The sequence below is a fragment of the Streptomyces sp. NPDC031466 genome (assembly GCF_055581265.1).
In genome coordinates, this window is record NZ_JBVIJT010000004.1 from 599,527 (window position 1) to 625,430 (window position 25,904).

Consider the following 25,904-nt stretch of genomic DNA (forward strand, 5'->3'; position numbering starts at 1 on the left):
GGTACGGCACGACACAGGAGTACGGCAAGCAGGGGCGAAGGCGGAGAAGGGAACCGGCCATGACCAGGGAAGACATCGTGCGGACCCTGCACGACCTCATCCAGGACGTCACCGACGTGCCTGTCGACCGTTTCGACGAGAACACGGCGTTCATCGCCGATCTCGGACTCGACTCCTTGCGCATGGTGCAGATCGTCGTGCGGGCGGAGGACGCCTTCGGTGTCACCATCAGTGACGAGGACGCCTGGGAACTGCGGACGGTCTGCGACGCCGTCACCTACATCGAGCGAGCTCTGGAGTCCGCGGCGCTGCGGCGCACCGATGCCCCGGCGTCGTCGGCCCCGGTCCGCTCCGTGCCGTTCGAGACGTCGGGAACGGAGCGGTGATGAGCTTCGCGCAGTGCCTGCGGGCGCAGGCCGAACGCCACGGCGACGCCCGTTGGTTCGCCTTCGTGGACCACCACGGCAGCGGTCCGGTGGAAACCGGGCGCCTGACGTTCGCGGCACTGGACCGCCGTGCCCGGTCCCTCGCGGCCCACCTGGGTGAGGCCGGGACGACCGACCAGGCCGTGCTCCTGCTCTATCCGGCGGGGTTGGAGTTCCTGGGCGCCTTCTTCGGCTGCCTCTACGCACGCTCCATAGCGATCCCCACTCCGCTGCCGGCCACGGACCCGCGCGCACTGGAGCGGGCCGAGAAGATCATCCATGACACCGATGCCCGGCTCGTCCTCACCGACACCGCCAACGTGGAGGCCCTGCGGTCCTGGCTGCGCGTCATCGGTCTGCACGACAAGGTGCGCTGTCTGGCCACCGACACCGCCCAGTTGCCCTCCGGCGACGACTGGGCCCCGCCGCACACGGACCAGGACACCATCGCCTACCTGCAGTACACCTCAGGCTCGACGGGCGAACCGCACGGCGTCGTCATCTCCCACGGGAACCTGCTGCACAACTCGGCGCAGATCAACACCATCATCCGCGCACCCGAGGACGGCACGGGTGCGGGCTGGTTGCCGCACTACCACGACATGGGACTGGTCGGTCAGCTCATGCAGCCCGTGTACGGGGGCGGCAACATGGTGATCGCCTCCCCCCTCACCTTCGTCGCGCGGCCCCTGATCTGGTTGCAGATGATCAGCCAGTACAGGGCCGCCTTCACCATGGCCCCCAACTTCGCCTTCGAATGGCTGCTGCGCGCCACCCGAGACGAGCAGCTCGAAGGACTCGACCTCTCCTGTCTGGAGTGGGCGCTCAACGGCGCCGAACCGGTACGCGTCAGCACTCTCCGCAAGGCCGTCGAGCGACTCGGACCGATCGGGTTCAGCCCGCGGGCCTGGGCCCCGGCGTACGGTCTGGCCGAGTCGACCGTCCTGGTGACCGGGACGCAGCGCGGCCGGGGGCCGCGTATCCGGCGCTTCGACCCCGTGAGCCTGGAACGCCATCAAGCCACCCCCGCGCACAGGGGCTCGGGAGTCGAGCTGGCTTCCAGTGGGCGCGCCACCGGCGTGGATCTGCGCATCGTGGACCCCGATACCCATGGCGAGCTCGGCGACGGAAAGGTGGGGGAAATCTGGCTGGCCGGCCCCAGCGTGGCCCAGGGCTACTGGCGCCACGAGGCGGCGACCCGCCACACCTTCCAGGCCCGCCTTGAAGGCGGGGGCGGTCCCTTCCTGCGCACCGGCGACCTGGGGTTCCTTCAAAAGGCTGAACTCTTCGTCACGGGGCGTCTGAAGGAGATCATCATCGTCAACGGCCGCAATCTCTACCCCCAGGACATCGAGGAGGCCGGACGGGGCGCACACCCCGCCGCGGGAGCGGGTGCGGCGTTCGGCGTGGATCTGGGCCGCGAGCACGTCGTCCTCGTCCAGGAGGTCGACGACCGCAAGCTCGCCGGTCTCGGCCACGAAGAGCTGTCCGGGTGCGTCAAGCGGGCCGTGAGCGACGCGATCGGCGTCCCCGTCAGCGTCATCCTCGTACCGCGCAACACCGTGCCCCGCACCACCAGCGGGAAGACCCAACGCACCCGGATACGGGAAGACCTCACGGCCCGACGAGTGCGCCCGCTCTTCGCAGACGTGCACGCCGACATCGCCGCCCTCGTGCCGGGCGCTCCCGATCCCGTGCCGCGCACCGCGCGGCCCGACTAGCAGCACCGACGACCGCACTGCCGCGCTCCCGCGGCCCACTCGAACCGCGGACGACCGATCGCCGCGAAGTCCGGTTCCCCAGGTCCGTACAACCGAGCAGAAGGACGGCACACCATGACGCAACAGCGCAAGGGCATGTCACGCTACCTCCGCGACGTCATAGAGGACACCAAGGACCTTCTCGTCGACATCACCGACTCCCTCGGCGACGTCGAGCGTGACACCCGCGCCTCCATGAGCCGGGCCCTGCGCCCCGACGACCGGGACCGCCGCGACCGCCCCGACGACTGGGACCGCCGCGACCGCCGCGACCGCCGGGCCCCCGACCGGTACACCGACGACCACGACCGCCGTGAGCGCCGTGGCCGCCGCGACGCCGACGGGTACGGCGACGAGCGCACCGAAGGCCTGGAGGACCAGCTCGCGGGTCTGCGCGACGAACTGCGCCGGCTCGGCGACCTGATGGAGAAGGACTCCTCCTCCGAGGCGGCGGGCAAGGCCTCCACCACCTCGAAGTAGGGCTGCGTGCACTCGAAGTAGGGCTGCGTGATCGCAGCGGCCCCGGCCGTTGCGATCACCCGGGCCACGCGCCGGTACACGGCTGCCGCCCACCTGCCTGACGGCCCGGCCATCCCGCCGGGAAGCGTTGCCGACAGACCCCACCGTCCGCCGGGGCCACGGTGCCCTCGGCCATGTCCGGGAGAGCCTGTGCACCTTCACGAGGATTCAGACCGGGGCCGCGCCACCCCGCCGGCCACGCCCACCGGTCAGCGCGAGGTCTACCGCGCCCACGGCGAACTGTTCGACGCCGAAACCGGTCACCGGCTGTGTCTTCATGAACTGATCAGCGAGCTGCGCGACGGCCGACGGTTCCGGGCGACCGACGCCTCGACGGGCAAGGATCTGACGATCGACACGCTGCTGCAGGCCGTCTCTCTGAGCGCCGGCCGACTGGGCTCATGGCTGGATCAGATACAGCGGAGCCTCCTCGGCACAGACCCGCAGGGCAGCTCCACCCCGTACCCGAGCACACCCCACACCTGCTCCAGCCCGCCGCACTGCGACGCCGATCGACACCGGACGCCGCAGACGGCCCCGCCCTGCGGCCTCCAGGGCGATACCCGGCCCACTTCTGACGGGCATCGCCCTGGGCAGTGGACGTGAGCCGGGCACGTGCGCGGCTTCTGCTCAAGGTGATGGGACAACTCGCCGCGCGCGAGCTGCCGCAGCGGCGCGACACACCGCCCCGGAACGGCGACGACCCTTCGGCGGACCGCGCCCGGCGGCGCGCCGTGGACATCCGCCGGTCCCTCGAAAGGCTCGGCCCGCTGTACATCAAGATCGGGCAGATTCTCTCCACCCGTCAGGACCTGATCCCGCAGGCGCTGGCCACCGAACTGGAGAGCCTCCACGATCAGGCATCGGTCCTGCCCTTCACTGCCATGCGACCGGTCCTGGAAGCGGAGTTGGGCCCCGGCTGGGCTCATCGGTTCCGGGACTTCGACGTGGCCCGGCCACTGGGCGCCGCCTCGCTTGCCCAGGCGTACAGCGCGCGGCTGACCACCGGCGAACCGGTCGTGGTGAAGGTACAGCGTCCGGGCGTCCGGGAAATCGTCAGCGAGGACATGCGCATGATCAAGACGGCCGCTCGGTGGGGCGTCAGACGCGCCCCGTACTTCAACATGGCCATCGACCTGGAAGCCATGCTGGACGTCGTCTTCGACGCCATGCGCCCCGAGTGCGACTTCACCCTCGAAGCCGCCAACATGGACCACGCCCGCCGATCGGTGGCCGGCTTCGACAACCTGTGCGTGCCGGACGTCCTCCACGCCACGCCCCGCGTCCTCATCCAGAGCCTGGCCCCGGGTACCAGCATCCGCGACGCGGACCCCACCGCCTTCAAGGAGGACGAACGCGCCGCCATCGGCACCAGCCTGCTCACCTTCATGTACCACGGCTACTTCACCGACCGCCGCTTCCACGCCGACCCGCACCCCGGGAACATCTTCGTCTGCCCGGGCGGGCCGACCACGCTCATCGACTGGGGCATGGTCGGACACATCGACCGTCGGCTGAGCATGAGCGTGGTGCTCATCCTCCTCGGCCTGGCACGCAACGACGGACCGACGGTGGCGGGCGGCTGGCTGGAGATGGGACGTGCGACCCAATGGGCGGACATCGCGGGGTTCGGGCAGGACCTGGCCGCCCTGGTGCCCAAGATCCACGCGGCCTCCCTGGAACAACTCAACTTCGGGGCAGCCCTCGGCCACGTCCTGAAGTGCTCCACGCGGCGCGGCATCCAGACCAGCCCCATGATCTCGATACTCGCCAAATCCTTCGCCAACGTCGAAGGATCGGTCCGCTACCTGGCGCCGGAACTCTCCGTCACCGATGTCTTCGTCCAGAACATGCGCGACATCCTCTTCTCCTACGCCTGCGAAGCGGTCGGTGAGGAGCAGCTCGCCACCCACCTGGTGCAGCTGCTCGCGGCCTCCGCGTCCCTGCCCGGAGAACTGCGCACCATCACCCGTGCCCTCGCGCAGGGCGACCTGACCTTCCAGGCCGCGCCCGTGCAGCCCAGCCGGATCTCTCTGATGGAGAACAACCTGGACGAGCGGATCCGTTATGTGACGCGCCGGCTCCTCGCAGCCGGTGCCCTCGGATGGTGGGCCCACAGCCGTGCCCGCCGCCACACCTGAAGACCGCCCCCACCGCTGGAGGAGCACTCATGGCCCAACTCTGCGACACCCTCGTGCAATGCCTGGTCCAGGGGCTGGGCGTGCCTGCCGACACGCTCAGCCCGGACGCCACTTTCGAGGACCTGGGTCTGGATTCGCTGGCCCTGCTGGAACTCACCGTCATCTACGAGGAACGGACCGGCCGCGAACCCACCGACATCACCCCGCAGTCGACCCTCGCCGAAGCCAGTGCCCACCTCACGGCGCTCGATGCCACCGGCCACCCCGCCGCGCAGGCACCGCAGACGACCACCGCACTCGCGCAGGAGAGGGAGACGACGTCGTGACGCAGGCGGCAGCCATCACGGGTATCGGCATGGTCACCCCCTGCGCCGTCGGCACGGAGGGCTCCTGGAACGGCCTGCTGTCCGGCAAACCCTCCGCGTCGGCCGATCCCGCCCTTGCGGGAATGCCGGTCGATTTCTCCTGCCACGTGACGGATCTCGACGCGCCGGGCAGGCTGACCCCCCGTCTTGCGTTACGTCTGGACCGCTTCACCCAGATGGCACTCATCGCCGCCCGCGAGGCGACCGCGGACGCCGGCCTCGACCCGGAAACCTGGGACGGAACGCGCGTCGCCGTGGTCATCGGCGTCGGCACGGCGAGCTTCGACCGCCTGGAGAACGAGGTCGTCAAAGTCGCCGCGAACCGCATACGCGCCGTCTCTCCCCTGATGATCCCCCGCAGCATCCCCAACATGGCCGCAGGCGAAGTGGCCATCGACCTCCACGCCCGCGGCCCGGGCCTCTCCACCAGCACCGCCTGCGCCTCCGGGGCCACCGCCCTGGGCACCGCCCTCATGCTGCTGCGCTCCGGCGCCTGTGACATCGCCGTCGCCGGAGGCACCGAGTCGGTCTGCAACCGCATCTCCTCAGCGGGCTTCTCCCAACTCGGCGCGCTCTCCCCACGCGTCCACGATCCCGCCGGGGCCTCCCGCCCCTTCGACGTCGAACGCGACGGATTCGTCCTCGCCGAGGGCGCGGCCCTGCTGGTCCTGGAAACACAGGCGCACGCCCAGGCCCGCGGCGCGCGGACGCACGCCCTGCTCGCCGGATACGGCGCCACCTGCGACGCGTACCACCCCACCGCGCCGCCCAAGGACGGACGCGGCGCGGTCGAGGCGATGCGCGCCGCCCTCAAGGACGCGGGCCTGGCCCCCGAGGAAATCGACCACATCAACGCACACGGCACCAGCACTCCCCTCAATGACGCAGCCGAATGCCGGTCCCTGCGCACCGTCTTCGGCACGCCGCCGCCGGTCACCGCCAACAAAGGCACTTGGGGGCACGCCATCGCCGCGGCCGGAGCCATTGAGGCCGCCGTCACCGCTCTCACCCTCGAACACCAGCTCATCCCACCCACCGCGAACCACGCGAACCAGGACCCGGCCTTCGACCTCGACATCGTCCACGGCGCGCCCAGGCCCGCCCGGCTACGGACAGCCTTGAGCAACTCCTTCGGTTTCGGCGGACACAATGCCGTCCTCGTGCTCACCACCCCGTAGGCACACGGCCACATCGGACGGCTCGGTCCACCCCTTCGCCCGCGACGCGCAGGCCCTGCCCGCGGTGGCCCCGGCCCAAGGGGAACCGGCCCGAGGAGAACCGCGCGGCACAAGGCAGGAGGACCTTCATGCTGAGCCGTCCCCGCAGCCTCCTGTTCTGGCTGGTGCTGATCATCCTGCTGTACGTCATCACCACCGCCCCCACCGAACTCGCCCACGCCATCATGGCCTTGTGGCACATCGTCGAGCATTTCTTCAACTCCCTGAGCGTGTTCATCCACACCCTCCAAGCCACGGCCCTCCCGACGGACCGTCGGCGGTGACCCATCCAGCTGGGACAGAAGGAGTCATGCCATGCGCGTACCGTCCCTGCTTTCCAAGCTCCTCCTCGGCGCGGCGCTGGTCGCCTCCGGCTGCGCACCACCGCCGGCCCCTGCCCCCGCGCCGCCTCCCCCCGGCTCCGTCGACATCGACGTGCACCTCCCCGGCCCTCCGCCCCGCACCGACACCCCCCTGCCACCCACCCCCGCCCACCGACCACGCACCGCCACCGTCACCGCCACCGCCCCGGGCCGACCGTCCGCAACCCCTCCCTCGGCCACTCCCCCAGCCACCACGTCCAGACCGCCCTCACCCCCCAGCACACCCACCCCCGAACCGACTCCGCCCCCGACGAGCCCTCCGGCCACCTCCACCTGCGAACCCCCACCCCCGCAGAGCCCGAGCCCGTCCGGCAGCGAGACCACACGGTCAGGCACATACCGGCAGGCGTTCGGTGGTCGCGGCGGGCCCGGTCCAGATCTGACCGCGGCTCCTCGCCCTGGGCGGTGAAGACGTGGGCAGCAACGTCACAACGCTCGCGCTCGGGGCACCCGAGGGGATCGGTTGCGCCGCGGCACAGCGCCCGCAGTATGCGATGCAGATCGTAGGGAGGCGGTGCCCAGAACCGGCCGGCGAGCGGGACCCCGAACGGTGCCTTCAGCTGCGCCATGGTCTGCCGCGGTTCGGTGGCGTGGATCGTTGTGAAGCCGTGGTCGGCAGCCGGCTGGAGGTGGTCGGCGGTGTCGTCGACGAAGACGCTCTGTCCGGCGGTCAGCTCCCGCGTCCGTTCGCCCGGCCCGCAAAGAATCCGGCGAAGCTCCATGCTCTGCGCCCCGGCGGCCCTACCGTGTACGGGACGCGGCGCTTCTCGTGCCGGGCGGTGCCGAAGGGGGCTGGGCCATGTCCGAGGAAGAGTCCCCGCAGCGGTCCGCGCGGTCGCGCCGCCGCGCGATGGCGGCGGCGGTCGCCGTCGGCCTGGTGACCGGCGCCGTGGGAGGCCTGGCCGCCCACCTGTGGTGGCCCGGCAAGGACGGCGGGTCCCAGCCGTCCGCCGCCGCACCGGCCGGCTCCCGGGCCGAGACCGTCCGCTCCGCGATGTTGGCCCAGCGGCGGGTCGGTGTCGACGTCCGCGCCCGCGAACTCGGTGCCCTGGACTCGTTCCACGGCGAGGCCCGCCTCGACCTGGTCGACGCGGACAACGCGAAAGCGGCGACCCATGTCGCCTACGACGGGGGCGAGGGCCACCCCTGGTATCCGCCGGAGGTGGTGCTGATCGGCGACCGCGCCACCATCACGCCCCACGAGGCGGTGGCCGGATCCGGGTCCGGCCACGAGGGCGGATACCGCACCGAGCCCGACGCGACCGCGGCGGCCGAGGACGACGCCGACGTCCACGCCGCCCTGGAGACCCGCTGGCTGGCCCAGCCCGCCCACATCGAGGCGCTCCTCGACGGCGCCACCGCAGTGCGCACCGAGCAGGACGGCGGCACCCGCACGCTCACCGGCAGCACCCCGCTGCGCGTCCTGGCCGCCGACCCGGCCATCGGCGCCCTCTACCGCCCCTACGCGGCCGACCGCCCCGGCGGCACCGTCCGCTTCACCCTGGTCGTCGCCGCGCGCGACCTGCCCAAGAGCCTGCAGACCCGGGTGCCTTCGGCGACCGACACGGCGACCGGCGACGAGTCCTTCCAGGTGCAGTACCGCGACTGGGCCGAAGGCGAGCCGATCACCGCCCGCCCCGGCCCCACACCCGCACCCCAGTGGACCACCACCGACTGAGGCAGGTCGAAACGTACGGCTGCGAGCCGCACGAGCGGGACGTCAGCGTGAGCGTTTTCCGACCTTGAGTCCGGACCGATGGGGGACCGACGGGCTCGCCCCAGGGGGACTTACCCGAAACCAGCCGCGTTGTTTTGGTCCACATCTTCTAGAGGTAGGTCAGCGCGACGCCGACACCCGCTTGGTCGTTGTGATCGGACGGCCACTGCCGGGCAACCGGAACGACTGCAAGGCGTGGGAGGAATCGGGAGCCTGCCGCACCGCCGCACCCACGGGGGGTGACTACCCTGCTGGAAGCAGGAGCACAACCGCTCACACAAGCAGGTCCGTGCACGAGTGGAGCACGTCTTTGCCCGAATGAAGACCTGGAAGATCCTCCGCGACTGCCGTCCCAGGGCGGCGGCATTCACACGGCGGTGCTCGGCATCGCCCGACTGCGCAACCTCGCCTCACCGGGTGACTGACGCCCCATTGTGGGCGTTGGCTCCTCACTTCGGAGGGCGCCGGAACGCTCGAGCGGTGGGCCGAGGGCGAGTCAGGGCCGGATGTGTTTCAACGTGAACTCGGGCAGGGCATACGGGCCGGCCTGCGGGGCTTCGGGATCGGCAGGGACGTCGGCGTCAGTGATGTGCGATGCATGTGTTTCGGCGTTGTCGACGGGCGTGTAGGCCAGTTCGGATTCCGCGGGGAGTTCCCAGAAGCGGCGGGTGTTGGCAGAGACGGCGTACGCCGTGGCAAAGCGCGTGGAGAGCGGGGCGGTAAGTGCGGCGCGGCAGAAGCCGACGGCATCACGCGGGCTGAGCCAAGTCGCCAGGTGGCGCGACTCGGTGGGCACCTCCTCGAAGCTGCCGATACGCAGGCAGATCACGGAGACATCGAACTTGTCCGCATACAGCCGCCCCAGGGCCTCGATGGCTGCCTTGCTCACCCCGTAGAGGCCGTCGGGGCGCACTGGTTCCTGTGGGCCAGTGCGATGGGCCGTGGGATAGAACCCGCTCACGCGGTTGCTGCTGGCCAGCACGACCCGCGGGATCGCCGCCCTTCGGGCAGCCTCCAGGACATGGTGGGTGCCCAGCACATTCGCGTCCAGCAGATGCTCAAGCGGCGCCTCGTCCGGCAGGCCGCCCAGATGGAGCACGGCGTCCGCACCCACGAGCGCAGTCTCGACGGCGGCCGCGTCCCGAAGATCGACGATGTGAACCACCTCGTTCGCGGCCTCGACCTGGAGCGCAACGCGGTCGAGCAGAACCAGGCGGCTCACCTCGCTGCGCAACGCCCGGCGCACGACCGAGCCGATGTTCCCTGTCGCCCCGGTGACGACCACTGTTCCCAGCCCCACTGCATACCTCCGCCGTTCGAACTCAGCAACGTCCTGATTCGGACAGGCAGTGATCCTCTCATCGCCGGCCACGACGCCCAACGGGTGCGGAGCCAACAGGAGGCGGGGACTTGCAACGAGGCCCATCGCCATACGGGACAACCTTGAAGGAGCGGCGCCTCCTGCGAAGACGCCGCTGCCCCGCGTCCGAGCGGGCTACCGCATCATCCGGTCGATCAGGCGGGCGAGTTCGGTGACGTACGGGGGCTCGAACAGGGTCAGGTGGTCTCCTTCCAGGAGGTGGGGGGTCAGTCGGGCGGGGGCGCAGACGCGGGACCAGGAGTGGATCGCGGTGTGCCGGAAGTCCGCGTCCTGTTTGTCGGCCTGGACGAGTGCGACCGGGCCGGCGTACCGCGACGGGCGGTAGGCCCGGGCGGCCCGCAGATGGACGCGGTTGGTGCGCCGTCGGAGAGCCAGTCGGAGCGCCTCGGCGGCGCTCAGGTCCTCCTCCGCTACAGGACCCGGCTCGTCGTCCCCGTCGTCCTCCTCGAACTCCGGGAGCTGCGCGGAGAGGTAGCTCTCCACGAGGAACACCATCTCCACGTGCTCACCCCGCAGTTCGAGCAGCCGGGCCATTTCGAAGGCCACCAGCCCGCCCATCGACCAGCCCAGCAGCAGATACGGGCCGGTCGGCGCCACCGCGCGTACGGCCGCCAGATAGCGGGCGGCCAGCGCCTCGACGCTCCGGTCCTCGTCGACACCGTCCGGCGTCGTCTGGAGGGCGTACAGCGGGCCGCGCAGTTCGGGGCAGGCGGCCAGGTGACGGAAGCCGGTGGCCTCGCCGCCTGCCGGGTGGACGCAGAAAAGAGGGGTGCCCTCGCCTCGGGGGCGTAGCGCCACGACGTCGTCCGGGAGGGCGGGCGGCACGGCGTCGCCCGTCTTGAGCAGCCGGGCCAGGTGCCTCGGTGTGGCCGCCCTCCCCTGCCCCGGCCGCGGTTCCGAGAACAGGACGGGTACCGGAAGCGCGGCGTGGAACTCCCCGTTGAGCCGTGCGATCAGCCGTACGGCCAGCAGGGAGTGGCCGCCGAGCACGAAGAAGTCGTCGTCCGCGCCGACGGGGGCGACGCCGAGCAGGTCCTCGAATATCCGGGCCACGGCGGCCTCCACCGGGTCCGTCGACGGCGTGCCGACTCCGCTCGTCGACGAGACCGGGGACCCGGTGCCGTCTGCCCGGACGAGTGACCGCACCGCGGCTTGGTCCACCTTGCCGTTCGGGGTGAGGGGTATCGTCCCGGTCCTGGCATACGTCGTCGGCACCAGTTGCGCCGGCAGCCGCTCCGCCACGTGGGCGCGCAGGGCCCGCGGCGTGGCGGCGGGGACGTCGTCGGCGACGACACAGGCGGCCAGGTGGTCGCCGCGTTCCTCGTCCGCGACCAGGACGACCGCGGCGTCCCGCACCGCGGGGTGCCGCAGCAGCGCGGCCCGGATCTCCTCGGGCTCCACCCGTACGCCGTTGACCTTGATCTGGTCGTCCACCCGCCCCAGGTACCGGATCAGGCCGTCCGGGCCGACGCAGGCCAGGTCGCCCGAGCGGTACAGGCGGCTGCCGCGTTCCGGCGAGAAGGGGTGCGGTACGAACCGTTCGGCGGTGGCGGCGGGGGCGTCCAGATACCCGCGGGCCAGGCTCGTGCCGCCGATGTAGATCTCCCCCGGCACGCCCACCGGTACCGGGGTGAGGTCCCCGTCCAGGACGAGGACCTCGGTGTGGTCCATGGCCCGGCCGATGGGCACGGGGCCGGGCCCTTCGTGGGCGCCCACCTCGTGCACGCACACGCCGACAGCGGTCTCGGTCGGCCCGTACTCGTTGAAGATCCTCGTCCCCGGGGCGTGGGCCGTCCAGGCGGCGACCGCGTCCCGGTCGAGGGCCTCACCGCCGAGGACGAGAGAGCCGGTGGTGCCGGCCAAGTCCCCCGGTGCCACGGACTGGTTGACCACCTTCAGGTGGGACGGGGTCAGCTTGAGCAGGTCCAGGCCGGCCCGGTCCGCCAGGTCCGCGGAGAGGGCGAGGGCGTCGCGCCAGGCCGGATCGAGGAGGACGGGACGACCGGTGACCAGCGGCAGGAACAGACTCGTGACGGTGAGGTCGAAGCCGATCGAGGAGTGCGCCATCGCACCGCCCTCACCCTCACCGCTGCCGCCGCCAGTGCCATCACCACTGCCAGTGCCACTGCCGCCAGTGTCACCGCCACCGCCGCTCCCGCTGCCCGCCCCCTCGCCACCGTCGTCGTGAACGACGCCTGGAGCGAGGTACGTCCGAGCGCTCCACAGCAGGTAGTCGCACACGGCCCGGTGAGGCAGCATCACCCCCTTCGGTGTCCCGGAGGAGCCGGAGGTGAACATGATGTACGCGAGATGGTCCGGCCCCACCTCGCACGGCCGCCCGGGTTCCGCGCCCGTGTCCGCACCGGCGAGCGGCAGGTCGCGCAGGTCGACGCACGCGACGCCTTCCGCCGTCACCGTCTCGTCCGGCCGGTCGGTGAGCAGCAGGCGGCATCCCGCGTGTTCCAGCAGTTCCCGTGTCCGCAGAGGCGGCAGCCACGGATCGAGCGGCACATACGCCCCGCCGGCCTTGAGCACGGCCAGCAGCGCCACGACCAGCGCGGCCGAGGGGGCCGCCAGCACCCCCACCGGGGTCTCGACCCCGACGCCCCGGGCGCGCAGCACACTGCTCCACCGGTTCGCCCGCGCGTCGAGTTCCCGGAAGGTCAGCCGGTCGGTTCCGGCCACGACGGCGAGGGCGTCCGGGGTGCGTCGGGCCTGCCGTTCGACGAGCTCGTGCAGGCAGCGGCCCGCCCCGGACTCCGGGCGGCGCGCCGGCAGCCCGTGCGGGAGAGGGACCTCGCGCACGGGCATGGCGGGCGCGGCCAGCGCCCCGGCGAGCAGGGTCGCGTACTGGTCCGCGAGCACCCGGACATAGGCGTCGTCGAACTGACGGCCGTCGTAGTGCCAGGTCGTACGCCCTTCCTTCGCGCCCAGCGCACACACCAGCCGCAGGGCATGCGGCTCGGTCTCGACGTCGTCCCAGGCCACGGTGAAGGTGACGCCGTCGGCACATCGCGGTGCCGGAACGTCCGTACAGGCGAAGCCGATGTCCCGCCCGGCCTGCTCCCCGGCACCGGAGGAGGGGGCGTCCTGCTGGGCTTCCTCGGCGTCGGACAAGGCGCGTTCCGCGCGGGCGGCGAGGGCGTCGAGGACCACACCGGGGTCGATCCGCACGGTGACCTCGGCCCATTGCGCGAAGGGGCCGATGACGGTGGCCGTCTCCTCGAACTCCCGGCCGCCGAGCAGCGCGTCGACGGTGACGCCGGGCTGTCCGCCGACCCTGGCCAGCAGCATCTGCCAGCAGGCGAGCAGCACAGCTCCCGGACGCACGCGGCGGCGCAGCGCGTAGTCGTGGACGGCGGCCGTGACGCCGTCCGGCAGGGGCGCGGTGACGGTACGCCGATCCGGTCGGCCGGCGCCGGGCGGTCGACGCAGCGGCAGCGGCAGGGGCAGCCGTGAGGCGGGGCTGTCGGGGGCCGGGGACAGTGGCTCCTCGCCGAACTCCTGGTACTGCCACTCGGCGAACTGGCTGTACTGCAACACCTCGTCGGCGGGCGGTGTGCCTGCGTACCGCTCGGCCAGCTCGTCGACGAGCAGCCGCAGCGCCCGGCCGTCGGCCGCCAGGGCGGTGGTGGTGAGCAGCAGGGCGTGCCGGCGGGAGCCGAGGGTGAAAAGGGCCGCCCGCAGCACCGGGTCGTCCGGCCCGCCGTGCGGCAGTTCCCGTCGGGCGTGGGCCTCCTCCTCGATCCTGTGCGGGCGCGCCGTCTGGTCCAGGTGCCCCAGATCCTCGTGGGACCAGCGCGGGCCCGGCCGGTCCGCGTCGTGGACGACGAGCAGCGCGGTGCGGGCGCCCGGTACCGGGCGGTGGGCCGAGCGGAGGATCTCGTGCCGGGCCACCGTGTCGTGCAGCGCGGCCGTGAGCCGGTCCGCGTCCAGCTCGCCGTCGAGGGTGACGAACACCTGGGCCCAGGACGGCACGCCGAGTTCGGCCAGCTCCCACAGCCGCTGCTGCCGGAACGACAGCCGGTACCCCTCCACCTGCCGCGCCTGTTCCGCCTCCGCCGTCACCGGTAGCTCACCATGTCGCCCATGGCGACGAGGAGTTCGCGCTCGCCGCGGAAGGGGTTGCGGGCATGGGCGGTGAGGATGTTGTCGAGCAGCAGCACGTCTCCGCGCTCCCAGGGGAAGGAGACCTCCAGCTCCCGGTAGACCCGCAGGATCTCGTGCATGGCCTCGTCGGGTATCGCGGTGCCGTCGCCGAACCGGCAGCTGCGCGGGAGTTCCTCGGGGGACATGGTGGCCAGCAGCGAATCCCGTACCTCGGTGGCGAGGCAGGCGGTGTGCCAGTGCTGCGCCTGGTTGAACCAGGACCACTCGCCGGTGCGTGGATGGCGCAGCACGGCGGGCCGTACGGCCGTGGTGCGCAGCCGGTCGCCGTACCCCTCGTGGCGCAGGCCCTGCCGGGCGCAGCGGGCCTCGACCTCGGCCCGGTCGCCGGTCCTGAAGACGTCCCGCCAGTCGAGTCCGAGCCCGGTGCCGTAGGTGCGGATGTACATGACCCCCTTGGCGGTGAACTCCTCGCGCAGCGCCGGGTCGAGCGCCCGGTGGACGGCGCGGCTGTCGACCACGGGTGTCTCGCCGCCGGAGTCGGCCGGGCGGGCGCAGCAGAACCAGATGCGGGTCGGGCCCTCGTCGTTGAAGGAGTTCTCGTTGTGCCACAGGAGCTTCTCCTCCGGCGGGAAGAACACCGGCGTGTAGACGTTGCCGCCGAGTGCGGCGCGCGGGTGTTCGCCGTTCTCGCCGAAGAGGTTGTCGACGAACACGGAGGCGAAGCGTTCCAGGGCGTCCGGGTCGGTGACGGCGAAGCCCCGGAACAGGAGCGCGCCGTGCCGTTCCAGGTCGGTGTCGAGCCGGGTGCGGTGGGTGCGGGCCCAGGCCACCAGGTCGACGTCGGCGCGGGCCGGCCGCAGCACGAGCGGCAGGTCGGCCCCCTCCCGCAGTGGCTGCCGTACGACCATGTCGTCCGAGGCCACGGCGACCTTGGTCGGCTTGATGCCGCGCAGGGCCCCGGGGCCTCGTCGCTTCGGGCGGCCGGCCATTGCGCGGGCCGTCGTCGGCAGGGGCGCGTCGGCGATCGAGGCGTCCGGGCGGGCGGCCATGTCCGCGACCAACGTGACGTATTGCTCGCGCAGTTCCGCCATCGTGGACGCGTCGAAGAGGTCGGGGTCGTAGTTGAGGAATCCGGCGATCCCCTCGTCGTCGTCCTCCAGGACGAGGGTGATGTCGAAGCGGCTGGTGTCGATGAGGTCCGCGGTGAACGGGCTGATCCGCACCCCGGCCATGGTGTCGGCCGCCCGCCGGTTGCTGTTGAGCACCAGTTTGATCTGGAACAGCGGGCTCTGGTTGCGGGTGCGGGGCGGGCTGAGGGCCTTGACGATCTCCTCGAACGGCAGATCCTGGTGTGCGTAGGCGTCCAGGGCCACCTCTTTGGTGCGGCCGAGCAGTTGCCGCCAGGTCGGGGCGCCGGTGAGGTCGGCGCGCAGCACGATCTGGTTGACGAAGAAGCCGATCAGCGGTTCGGTCCTGCTGTCGGAGCGGCCGGCGACGTCCGAGCCGACCACCAGATCGGTCTCCCCGGTCCGCCGGTTCACCACCGCGTACAGGGCGGCGAGCAGCGCCATGAACAGGGTGGTGTCCTCCTCCCGGCACAGCGCGCGCATCCCGTCCGCGGCCGGGGCCGGGATCCGGAAGCGCAGGCTCTCGCCCCGGTGTTCGGGGTGGGCCGGGCGCGGCCGGTCCAGGGGCAGTCCCGGCAGGTCGAGGATGCCCCGCAGGCGTGCCGTCCAGTGCTCCACCAGGTGGTCGAAGTGGCCGGCCTCGGCGAGCCGGCGCTGCCAGACCGCGTAGTCCGCGTACTGCACGGGCAGTTCGGCCGGCCGGGGCGGGCGCTGCTCGCGGCCCGCCGTGTACAGTTCGGCCAGTTCGTCCAGCAGGACGGTGGCCGACCAGCCGTCCACGGTCACATGATGGGCCGTCAGCAGCAGGACGTGGTCCGCCGGGCCGAGGCGGAGCAGCCCGGCCCGCAGTACGGGGCCGGTGGCCAGGTCGAAGGGTTCGGCGTACTGCTCCTTGGCCAGCCGTCGCGCCTCCGGTTCCCGCTGCTCCGGCGGGAGCGACGTCAGGTCGGTGAGCGGCAGGGCGGGCGGCTCGGCGGGCAGCACGGTCTGGAACGGCTGCCCGTCCCGGGCAGTGATCACGGTCCTGAGCACCTCGTGCCGCCGTACGACCCTGGCGAGCGCCCGGCGCAGCAGGTCGACGTCGAGTTCGCCGGTCAGCCGGACGAAGACCGGGAAGTTGTACTGGGCGGTGCCCGGGTCCATCTGGTGGAGGAACCAGAGGCGTTCCTGGGCGAACGAGGCCGGTACGGGCCCCTCCCGTTCGACGGGGGCCAGCACGGGGAGCGCGGGCCGGTTCTTCTCGGCGACCAGGCCGTCGACGAGGGCCGACAGGGCGGCGAGGGTGGACGCGTCGAACGGGCCGCGGATCGGCACCTCCACCTCGAATTCCTCCCGCAGCCGGAACACGAGCCGGAAGGTGAGCAGGGAGTGCCCGCCGAGGTCGAAGAAGTCGTCCTCGGCACGGATGCCGTCGCGGTTGAGGAGTTCGCTCCAGATGGCGGCCATCCGCCGTTGTGTGGAGGTGAGTTCGGCCTCCGGTTGCCCAAGAGCGTCTGTTTCCTCGGGTATCAGCGGCAGGTCGGCGAGCGCGGCGCGGTCGACCTTGCCGTTGGCGTTGAGCGGGATCCGGCGCAGCACGACGTACCGGGCGGGGAGCAGGGGCGCGGGCAGCCGTCCGGCGAGCCGGGACTCGATCCCGGGCAGTGCGGCGAGCGCGGCGGGGCGCCACAGCGGTGCGGTCGCGAGCCGGTCCGGCTCCAGGGCGGTGACGACGGGAGGCAGCACCGGCGGGGGCGTTCCCCGGCGGTGCAGCAGCAGGTCGTAGGAGCCGTCGGGCCGTGCCTCGGCCCAGCTCGGCTCGGCGTCGTATCCGTGGCGCCCGGCCAGGCGGCACAGTTCCTCCGGGTCGGCGCCCGGCCGTACGGCGTCCGGCGCCGCGGCGGAGAGCCGGGCCAGCAGCCGCAGGTCCCCCGTCAGCCGTGCGTTGGGGATGGCGCGCAGCACGAGCCGGTCGGGGCGCTCGGCGCCGAGCAGCGCGTCCAGCCTGTCCGGGTCCAGGCTTTCCGCCTGCCAGTCCCGCTCCCGCGGTGTCGCGGTTCCGGGGCCGGTGTCGGGGCCGTCGTCCGCCGTGTGCTCCCCGGTGACGGTGAGGATGGCGTCGTAGCGGTACCGGGTCAGTTCGTTGTCGGCCGTTCCCCGCTTCGGCAGGACGCGCGCCGCGGCGATCCGCGGCCACCGTGCGGTCAGCGCGCCGAAGAGCCGGGGGTCGAGGCAGAGTTCGTTCTCGGTCTCCACGCCCCAGGCGGTCTCGGCGCGCAGGACGGCGTCGGGGGTGCCGGGTTTCGCCCGGTGGGCTGCGACGGAGGCGTGGAAGGCGTCCAGGAGGGCGAGGTTGCGCAGGTCGCCGAGGAAGATGTGGCCGCCGGCGGGCAGCGCGTCGATCGCTCGCTCCAGGACGGCCGTCAGGTGGTCCACGGACGGGAAGTACTGGACCACGGAGTTCAGGATCACGGTGTCGTACGTCTCGCCCGGGCGGATAGCGAGGTGGGCGGGGGCGGCCCGCAGCCCGATCCGCTCGGGGGCGTCGACGAGGGTGGCACGTGCACGCCGCAGGCGTTCGACGACCTGTTCGGACAGGTCGACGCCCTGGTAGAAGTCGCAGTCGGGGGCGATCCGGGCAAGGATCATGCCCGTGCCGCAGCCGATCTCCAGGGCCCGGCGCGGCCGCAGCGCGCGGATGCGCTCGACCGTGGCGTCGAGCCACTCGCGCATCGCGTCGGCCCCGATCGGCTCGCCGGTGTAGCTGCTGTTCCAGCCGGCCAGGTCGAACGACGGGTCGGCGGGGCGCTCCGCGCTGCCGTAGGTGTCCTCGTACAGCGTCCGCCAGCGGCTCACCCAGTCCGTCTCGCCCGCCGTGTCCGACGGTGTGCCGGCGTCGGTGTCGGTGTCGGTGTCCGGGCTGACGAAGGCGACCAGCCGCCGGGACTCGGAGGTCGGGCCGTGCGCGATCACGGCGGCCTCCCGGACCGCCGGGTCCCCGGCCAGCGCGGCGGCCACCTCCTGCGGTTCGACCCGGTGGCCGCGGATCTTCATCTGGTCGTCGAGACGGCCGAGGTACTCGAGGTCTCCGGCGGCCGTCCGGCGCACCCGGTCACCGGTCCGGTACAGGCGTCCGCCCGGCTCGTCAGCGAAGGGGTCGGGGACGAAGCGCTCCGCCGTCAGGCCGGGGCGGTTCCAGTACCCGTGGCAGACGCCCGCCCCGCCGACGTACAGCTCTCCGGGCGCGCCCGGTGGCACCGGGTTCAGCGCCTCGTCGAGCACGTACAGCCGGGCGTGGTGCACCGGCCTGCCGATGGGCACCCGGCCGAAGCCGCCGACCGGCTGCGCGCTGTCGTACGCCGCGCAGGCCACGGCGGTCTCGGTGGGGCCGTACTCGTTGACGATCCGGGGCGCTTCGGCACCCGTGCGCCAGGCCGCGAGTCGCTCCTCGTGCAGTTCCTCGCCGCCGACGACCAGGGTGCGGGTCCACTGCCCGGCACGCGCGGGGGCCGAGGAGTCCTCCAGCATCCTCAGGTGCGAGGGGGTGAGCTTGACGAAGCCGAGGCCGGTGTCCGTCCCGGCCGAGGCGCGCAGGCCTTCGCCGGGTGTGCCGGCGTCGTCGGCGAGCAGCAGGCGCCGGCCGGCAAGGAGCGGGGCGAACAGACTGGTCACGGTCAGGTCGAAGGACAGCGAGGAGTGCACGGGGACGGCACCGTCCGCCTCGGGCGGCAGGTACGTCTCCACCGCCCACAGCAGGTAGTTGGCGACCTGGCGGTGCGAGAGCATGGCGCCCTTGGGCCCGCCGGTCGAGCCGGAGGTGTACATCAGGTACATCAAGTCGTCACAGCCGCCGTCGCCCTCCGTAGGCGCCGCGGTCGCCTCCTCGGCCAGCAGGTCCGGGTCCGGTACGACGACCGGGACGCCGGGGTCCTGTGGCGGCGCGTCGGTGACCAGCAGGACGGCCCTGCTGTCGCGCAGCATGTGGTCGCGCCGGGCCGGCGGATAGGCCGGGTCGATCGCCACGTACGCGGCGCCGCTCTTCAGTACGGCGAGCAGCGCGACGACCGCCTCGGGTGTGCGGGGCAGCAGCACCGCGACCGCGCGGCCGGGAGCGGCGCCGAGGCCGCGCAGCCGGTGGGCGAGGCCGTTGGCGCGTCGGTCGAGGTCCCGGAAGGTCAGGTCGGCGCGGCCCGGCGCGGACACGGCCACCGTGTCGGGAGCGGTGCGCGCCCGTTCGGCGAAGAGCCGGTCCACGCGCATGTCCTCGGGGCGGGCGGCGGACGCGCCGTGGCCCTCGCGCAGGAGCCGGTCGCGCTCCTCGGCCGTCAGCAGCGGCAGTTCACCGGTGGGCGTGTCGGGGGCGGCGGCCGCGGCGGCGAGCAGGACGCCCAGCGACCGGGCGAGCCGCTCGCCGGTCGTGGTGTCGAACAGGTCCGTGGCGTGGATGAGCCGGCCCTCCAGTCCGGCGTCGGTCTCCCACATGTTCAGGTCGAGGTCGAAGCGGGCGGCGTCGTGGTCCAGGTGGTCCAGCGGGGTGAGACCGATCCCGCCCGGCAGGGTGCGCACCGGACGCAGCGGTGTGTTGTGGAGGGTGAAGTTGACCTGGTAGACCGGGTTGCGGCCGGGGCTGCGCTCCGGGTGCAGCCGCCGCGCGACCAGGTCGAGGGGCACGTCCTGGTTCTCGTACGCCTCCAGGCACGTGGTGCGGACCTCGGTGAGGAAGTCCACGAAGGACGTCTCCGGGGTGACCCGCGAGCGCAGCGGGACCGAGTTGGCGAAGAAGCCGACGAGATCGTGGAAGCCGCGGTACCGCCGGTTGGCGACGGGAGTGCCGACCACCACGTCGTCGTGGCCGCCGTACCGGGCGAGGACGATCTGGAGCGCGGCGAGCAGCACCATGAACAGGGTGCTGTCGGTGCGGGCCGACAGCTTGCGCAGCTCGTCGCTGACGGGCGCGGGAACGGTGAACACCGTGGAACCGGCGCGCCCTTCGGGACGCTCGGGCCGGGGGCGGTCGGCGGGCAGCGGCATCGGGTCCGGGGCGCCGGTCAGCCGGCGCTCCCAGTAGTCGAGTTGGGCGGCGGCCTCGTCGCCCTCGGCCCACTCCTCCTGCCAGCGCGCGTACTCGGCGTACTGCACGGTGTGGACGGGCAGCCGGGGCGCCCGGCCGTCGAGGCGTGCCCCGTACGCGGTGCCGAGGTCGTTCAGGAGGACGCCCAGCGACCAGCCGTCGACGACCGCGTGGTGGAAGGTGAGCGCGAGGACCGCGTCGTCGGCGGCGAGGCGCAGCAGCAGGAACCGCACCAGCGGTCCCTCGGCCAGGTCGAACCGCTCCCCGGCGTCCGCCCGGGCGAGTCGCTCGGCCTCCGCCTGCCGCTCGGCGGCGGGCAGCGCGGTCAGGTCGACGACGGGCAGTGCGCGGTGCCGGTGCGGCAGGACCCGCTGCACGGTACGGCCGTCCCGGAGCGGCAGGACGGTGCGCAGAACGGCGTGGTGGCGCAGCAGGTCGTTGAGGGCGGCTTCGAGGGCGGTGTCGTCCAGCGGTCCGGTGAGGCGGTGCACGACGGGGCTGTGGTAGGCCGGGCTGTCCGGATCGAGCCCGCACAGGAACGCCATCCGGCGCTGGGTGAAGGACGCGGGGGCCTCGCCGTCGTCGTCCAGGGCGGGCAGTCCGGTCGGGGCGCCCTTCTGCCAGAGCCGTTGGCGCAGCAGGGCCCGCTGCCCGGCGGGGAGGCGTTCGATCCGGCCCCGCAGGTCCGCCTCGGTCGCGTCGGTCGTCCTCGTCGTGTGCGTCACGCGGTTCCCCCCGCTCGTCCCTCGGCGCGCCGGGACTCGGCGAGCCGCTCCAGTTCGGCCACCAGGCCGTCGAGTTGTGCCGAGCCGTCGTCCGCTTCCTCGCTCGGCCGTACGGCCGCCGCCCCGGCGGTGGCCCGCTCGACCTCGACGGCGAGACCGGCCAGGGTCGGCACGTCGAACAGGGTCCGCAGCGGCAGGGTCACGCCGAGCCGTTCGCGGACCGAGGTACGCACCACCGAGGCGAGCAGCGAGTGGCCGCCGACGAGGAAGAAGCTGTCGTGCACCCCGAAGGACCGCACCCGCAGGGCGTCCGCCCAGATCTCCCACAGGGCGCGTTCCGTCGCCGTCCTCGGCGCCACCGTGTCCGCATCCGGCGGACCGGCCGCGCCCTCGGCGAGACCCGGCAGTGCCCGCGCGTCGATCTTGCCGCTGGGTGTCGTGGGCAGCGCGTCGAGCAGGACGACATGGCCGGGCACCATGTGCGACGGCAGCCGGCCCCGCAGTGCGCCCAGCAGTGCGGGCGGGGAGGGCCGCCGGCCCGGCGCGGGGACGACGTAGGCGACGAGCCGTCGGTCCCCGGCGACGTCGACCGCCCGTACGACGCATTCGCGCACGTCGTCGCGGACCAGCAGGGCGGCCTCGACCTCCCCCGGCTCGATGCGGTAGCCGCGGATCTTCAGCTGCTGGTCGGCCCGGCCGAGGAAGTCCAGCGCGCCGTCCGGGAGCCTGCGCACCAGGTCACCGGTGCGGTACATCAGCGCGCCGGGCCGGGCGGCGAACGGGTCCGGCACGAAGCGTTCCGCCGTGTGGCCCGGGCGGCCCAGGTAGCCCCGGGCGACGCCCGGTCCGCCGACGTACAACTCGCCGCTCACGCCGATCGGTACGGGGCGCAGTTCCGGGTCCAGCACGTGCAGCGTGGTGTTGGTGAGGGCGGAGCCGATGGGCACGCTCGGGGCGTCCTCAGGCAGCCGGTCCACCAGGTGGGTCGTGGAGAACGTCGCGTTCTCGCTCGGGCCGTAGCCGTTGTGCAGGTGGGCGGGGGGCGCGCCGCCGCGCAGCACCGCCCGGGTGCGGCGGGGGTCCATCACCTCGCCGACGACGAAGAGATGGCGCAGTCCGCCGAAGGCCCTCGGGTCGATGTCGGCCACCCGGTTGAAGAGGGTGCCGGTGAGGGCGACGATCGTGGGCCGCAGCTCGCGCAGTGCGGCCAGCACCTCGTCGGGTCCGAGGGGCTCGTCGCCGGGCAGCACCTCCACCCGTGCGCCGTTGCACAGCGACCCCCACACCTCGAAGGCGGTGATGTCGAAGGCCGGGTCGCCGAGGTGCAGCAGGACGTCGCCGGGGCCGATGGACACGTAGTCGGTCACGGTGATCAGCCGTACGACGGCCCGATGGGGTATCCCGACGGCCTTGGGCCGCCCGGTCGAGCCGGAGGTGTGCACCACGGCGGCCAGCCCGAGGGGGTGGGAGCGGGCGGGTAGGAGCGGGTCGGCCGCCGGGAGTCCCTGCCGCGCCGGGCCGGTCCCGGCGGCCTGTTCCGCGTCGGCGAGCCGCAGTACGGGTACGCCCGGGCCGTGCAGCCAGGCGGGGGGTTCGGCACGGCTGAGGACGGCCGAGATGTCGGCGTCGTCGGCCATGCCCCGCAGCCGTTCCTCGGGGTGGCCCGGGTCGAGGACGAGGGGGGCGCCGCCGGCCAGCAGCACGCCGAGCATGCCGGTGACCAGGTCGGCGGAGCGTCGCATGTGCAGGGCGACGACGGAGTCCTGGGTGACCCCGGCCGCGATCAGGGTCCGGCCGACGCGGCCGGCCCGCTCCCGCAGCTGGGCGTACGTCCAGGTGCCGGTGCGGTCGGTGAGGGCGAGGGCCTGCGGGGTGCGGTCCGCCCACGCGCGGAACAGGCCGTCCACGGTGGCCGGTTCGGGCAGCGGGCGGGCGGTCGCGTTCCAGGCGTCGAGCCGGTCCCGGTCCTTCGGCGACAGCACCGGGATGTCCCCGATCCGCCGGTCGGGGTTCTCGGCGAGGGCCGTGAGCAGGGTGCGCAGGGCGCTCGCCATACGGTCGGCCGACTCCGGCAGCCAGAGGTCGGACGCGAGGCGCAGCTCGGCCCCGAGGCCGCCCCGTCCGTCGGCGCCGTCCTCGTCGTCGGTCACCGTGCACCGCAGGTCGTAGGGGACGCTCGCGTCGTCCAGGGTGAGTGCGGACGTGGTGCACCCCGCCGCGGTGAAGCCCGTGCGCCGCGTGCCCGTCACGGCGAACACCGCCTGGCACAGCGGATGGCGGCTCAGGTCCCGTTCGTGGTCCAGGAGTTGGACGAGCCGCCCGAAGGGGACTTCGGCGTGCCGCTCCGCCTCGTCCCGGGTACGTGCGACACGGCGGACCGCTTCCCGTAAGGTGGGTCGGCCCGTCAGATCGGCCCGCAGCAGGAGCAAATCCTCGTACGGTCCGAACGCCGTCCGCGCGGTCGGCGGCGGGCGCCGGTCCACGGGGGTGGCGAACACCACGTCGGGCCGGCCCGTCCAGCGCGCCAGCAGCACGGCGAAGGCGGCCGCCATGACCGCCCACGCGGTGACCTCCTCCTCGTGGGCGAGCCGCCGCAGGGCCTCGGCGTGCCGGGTGTCGAGGAGCAGCCCGCGGAGCGTCGCCCGGTGGGTCGGTGTCCTCGGCCGTGCCCGGTCGAGCGACAGGCCGAGCGGCTCGACATCCGCCAACTGCCTTTCCCAGTAGGAGATTTTTTCGTCCGGGACCTGCCGTTCCAGGGCCGTCAGGTCCGTGTACGAGGGCGGGTCGGGCGGGAGTTGTGCCGGGTGTTCGCTCAACGCCGCGTAACCCGTGGCCAGTTCGCGCTCCAGTACGGTGAGCGAGGCGCGGTCGGCGACGATGCGGTGTGCCGTGAGCAGCAGTACGTGCCGCTCCTCGCCGGTGCGCACCAGGGTGGCGCGCAGCGCGGGGCCGTGGTCGAGGGCGAAGGGCCGTGCGCTCTCCTCGGCGAGCACACCGCGCAGTCGCGACTCGGGCGCGGCTGAGCCCCCCAGGTCCAGTCGCCGCAGCGGCACCTCGGCCGTGGCGCGGACGGTACGGCGCGGCCCGTCCCCGCGGTCGTCGAAGGTGCTGCGGAGCAGCTCGTGGCGGCGGGCGCAGTCCCGCAGCGTGGCCGTTGTCCGCTCGGCGTCGAGTGGGCCCTCGACGAGGGTGGCGGCGGACACGTGGTGGACGGGGGCACCGGCGGCGATCTGCTCCAGGTACCAGAGTCGTTCCTGGGCGTGGGAGAGCGGCAGCCGGGGCGCCTGGGCCGAGTCGGCCGTCGGTCGTGTTTCCAGGTCGTCGTGCACGATGGCCTTCCCTGGTTCGCGGTACGGCGGGTGCGGTGAGTGAGGGACCGGGGGCTCAGCCCGCCCGGTCGGCGCCCTCCGCCGGCGGTGCGTCGTGATCGTCCTGTCCGCCCTGTTCGCCTTCCCGCAGGCGACGGCGCAGGCTCAGGGGGTGCATGTCGGTCCACACGTCCTCGATGTGCGCGAGGCAGTCGGGCTTCGGGCCACTCCTGCCCGCGTCCGACCAGCCGGCCGGGTTGTCCCGGTCGGCTGGCCATATGGAGTACTGCTCCTCAGGGTTGACCACGACCTTGTACAACCGGTCGTCATCGTCGGGCCTCGGTGTCATCCCCGTGGCTCTCCTCTCGTGATTCCGGCGCGTCGGTGGGCCGCGTCCGCGGGGGCTGCACGGCGGTCTGTTCCGGGTGGCGCTGACGGATGGGGGTGAAGGCGGCGGCCGCCACCACGGCCAGGAAGACGACGGCCACCGCGGTGAGCGGTCCGCGTGTCCCCAGCCTGCCGACCAGGGCGGTGAGCAGGGCGGCGCCGAGGGGCGCGAGGCTGCCGTGGATCGTCCAGAACGCCGAGGTGACCCGGCCGAGCAGATGGTCCGGTGTGACCTGTTGCCGCAAGGACATGGAGCAGACCCCCGCCAGCGCCATGCCGAAGGAGTACAGACAGATCGTCATGGCCGCCACGGACACCCGCCCGGTACGGCCCAGCACCAGTACGGACACCGAGCACAGGCTCAGCGCGCCGAGCCAGCAGCGGCCGAACCCCCAGGAGCGGCGCAGCCGGGCGGTCGCGGCGGCGGCCACGCAGGTGCCGAGTCCGGCCAGCGCGAGGACGTAGCCCACCGTGCGTTCGTCCTGCCCCAGTCCGTGCCGCAGGTGGTAGATGAACACGTCGGTCATGCCCAGGCTGAGGAAGGTGGTGACGGTCAGCAGCACGGTGAGCGCCCGCAGCACCGGCGTGTGCCACAGGAACGCGGCGCCGGTCCGGAAGCCGGCGAGCCCGTTCCGGGCCCGGCCCGCCCCGCTCCCGGTCTCGCTCCCGCTCTTGTCGGCCGGTGGCCGTGCGGTGGGCCTGAGCCTGATGAACACCAGGCCCACGAGGGAGATGCCGAAGCTGCCCGCGTTGATGGCGACGGCGGCCGTCGGCCCGAAGAACCCGGCCACCACACCGGCCAGCGCGGGGCCCGCGATGTACGCGATCGCGTTCGTCGCCTCCAGCCGGCCGTTCGCCGCGACGATCTGGTCCTTGTCGACGAGGTTCGCCACGGCGGTCACGTAGGTGATCTTGAACAGCATCTCGAAGACCGAGGCCAGCGCCATGACCACGTACAGCAGCCAGATCTGCGGGCTCAGGGCCCAGCAGACCGGGATCGCGCCGTACAGCACCAGCCGGGCGGCATCGCAGAGCATCAGCAGCCGCCGCCGGTCGAAGCGGTCGGCCCAGGAGCCGCCCACCAGGCCGGTGAGCAGCGAGGTGGCGCCCGCGACGGCCGTCAGCAGCCCCATCTGCGCCGCCGAGCCGGTGGTGTGCAGCACCAGCAGCGGAAGCGCCACCAGCGAGAAGGCGTTGCCGACCTCGGACAGCGCCTGGACCGCCCAGAAGACGGAGAAGTCCCGGTTGGACCGGAGCGAACGCGCGACCATGTGGGGGTGTTCCGTCCT

At 72.8% G+C, this 25,904-nt stretch carries 15 protein-coding genes and 1 pseudogene; 10 read left to right on the top strand and 6 right to left on the bottom strand.

Features of this window, described 5'->3' with window-relative positions:
* Positions 1–59 precede the first annotated feature (59 nt).
* The 10 genes and pseudogenes from ACZ5GP_RS11555 to ACZ5GP_RS11600 all read left to right on the top strand — a co-directional run.
* Positions 60–386 carry an acyl carrier protein gene (locus ACZ5GP_RS11555; RefSeq protein ID WP_468750647.1) on the top strand — a complete coding sequence of 109 codons (327 nt, stop codon included), beginning with the start codon at positions 60–62 and terminating at the stop codon, positions 384–386.
* Entirely contained in the window at positions 386–2,146 is a 1,761-nt protein-coding gene (locus tag ACZ5GP_RS11560; protein WP_468750648.1) for a fatty acyl-AMP ligase, read from the top strand. Before ACZ5GP_RS11555 ends, ACZ5GP_RS11560 begins: the two co-directional genes overlap by 1 nt.
* A gap of 114 nt (positions 2,147–2,260) precedes the next feature.
* The gene (locus tag ACZ5GP_RS11565; RefSeq protein WP_468750649.1) at positions 2,261–2,665 is read left to right on the top strand and encodes a hypothetical protein; all 405 of its coding nucleotides are present in this window, start codon (positions 2,261–2,263) and stop codon (positions 2,663–2,665) included.
* A 189-nt stretch (positions 2,666–2,854) separates the two neighbouring features.
* The gene (locus tag ACZ5GP_RS11570; RefSeq protein WP_468750650.1) at positions 2,855–3,310 is read left to right on the top strand and encodes a hypothetical protein; all 456 of its coding nucleotides are present in this window, start codon (positions 2,855–2,857) and stop codon (positions 3,308–3,310) included.
* Positions 3,311–3,342: 32 nt separating this feature from the next.
* Positions 3,343–4,845 (top strand): ABC1 kinase family protein, encoded by a 1,503-nt coding sequence (locus ACZ5GP_RS11575; RefSeq protein WP_468750651.1) that lies wholly within the window; start codon positions 3,343–3,345, stop codon positions 4,843–4,845.
* A 29-nt stretch (positions 4,846–4,874) separates the two neighbouring features.
* On the top strand, positions 4,875–5,171 hold the full coding sequence (locus ACZ5GP_RS11580; RefSeq protein WP_468750652.1) for an acyl carrier protein: 297 nt from the start codon (positions 4,875–4,877) through the stop codon (positions 5,169–5,171).
* Complete coding sequence (locus ACZ5GP_RS11585) at positions 5,168–6,388, top strand: beta-ketoacyl-[acyl-carrier-protein] synthase family protein (protein WP_468750653.1); 1,221 nt, start codon at positions 5,168–5,170, stop codon at positions 6,386–6,388. Before ACZ5GP_RS11580 ends, ACZ5GP_RS11585 begins: the two co-directional genes overlap by 4 nt.
* A 128-nt stretch (positions 6,389–6,516) precedes the next feature.
* Complete coding sequence (locus tag ACZ5GP_RS11590; protein ID WP_468750654.1) at positions 6,517–6,711, top strand: hypothetical protein; 195 nt, start codon at positions 6,517–6,519, stop codon at positions 6,709–6,711.
* An 898-nt stretch (positions 6,712–7,609) separates the two neighbouring features.
* On the top strand, positions 7,610–8,488 hold the full coding sequence (locus ACZ5GP_RS11595; RefSeq protein WP_468750655.1) for a hypothetical protein: 879 nt from the start codon (positions 7,610–7,612) through the stop codon (positions 8,486–8,488).
* 166 nt (positions 8,489–8,654) lie between these two features.
* Positions 8,655–8,952: pseudogene (locus ACZ5GP_RS11600) on the top strand (transposase); the annotation flags it as partial.
* Between the two features lie 71 nt (positions 8,953–9,023).
* Here ACZ5GP_RS11600 and ACZ5GP_RS11605 read toward each other — a convergent pair.
* From ACZ5GP_RS11605 to ACZ5GP_RS11630, 6 genes are all read right to left on the bottom strand, one after another.
* Positions 9,024–9,959, bottom strand: a complete 936-nt coding sequence (locus ACZ5GP_RS11605; RefSeq protein ID WP_468750656.1) for an NAD-dependent epimerase/dehydratase family protein — start codon at positions 9,957–9,959, stop codon at positions 9,024–9,026.
* A gap of 63 nt (positions 9,960–10,022) precedes the next feature.
* Positions 10,023–13,976, bottom strand: coding sequence for a non-ribosomal peptide synthetase (locus ACZ5GP_RS11610; protein WP_468750657.1), 3,954 nt, complete (start codon positions 13,974–13,976; stop codon positions 10,023–10,025).
* A complete protein-coding gene (locus tag ACZ5GP_RS11615; RefSeq protein WP_468750658.1) occupies positions 13,973–20,920 on the bottom strand; it encodes an amino acid adenylation domain-containing protein in 6,948 nt (2,315 codons plus the stop codon). The genes ACZ5GP_RS11610 and ACZ5GP_RS11615 overlap by 4 nt, the downstream gene beginning before the upstream one ends.
* Complete coding sequence (locus ACZ5GP_RS11620; protein WP_468750659.1) at positions 20,917–24,249, bottom strand: non-ribosomal peptide synthetase; 3,333 nt, start codon at positions 24,247–24,249, stop codon at positions 20,917–20,919. Before ACZ5GP_RS11620 ends, ACZ5GP_RS11615 begins: the two co-directional genes overlap by 4 nt.
* 55 nt (positions 24,250–24,304) lie before the next feature.
* Positions 24,305–24,577, bottom strand: coding sequence for an MbtH family protein (locus tag ACZ5GP_RS11625; protein ID WP_468750660.1), 273 nt, complete (start codon positions 24,575–24,577; stop codon positions 24,305–24,307).
* On the bottom strand, positions 24,555–25,886 hold the full coding sequence (locus ACZ5GP_RS11630) for an MFS transporter (protein ID WP_468750661.1): 1,332 nt from the start codon (positions 25,884–25,886) through the stop codon (positions 24,555–24,557). Before ACZ5GP_RS11630 ends, ACZ5GP_RS11625 begins: the two co-directional genes overlap by 23 nt.
* Positions 25,887–25,904: the final 18 nt, after the last annotated feature.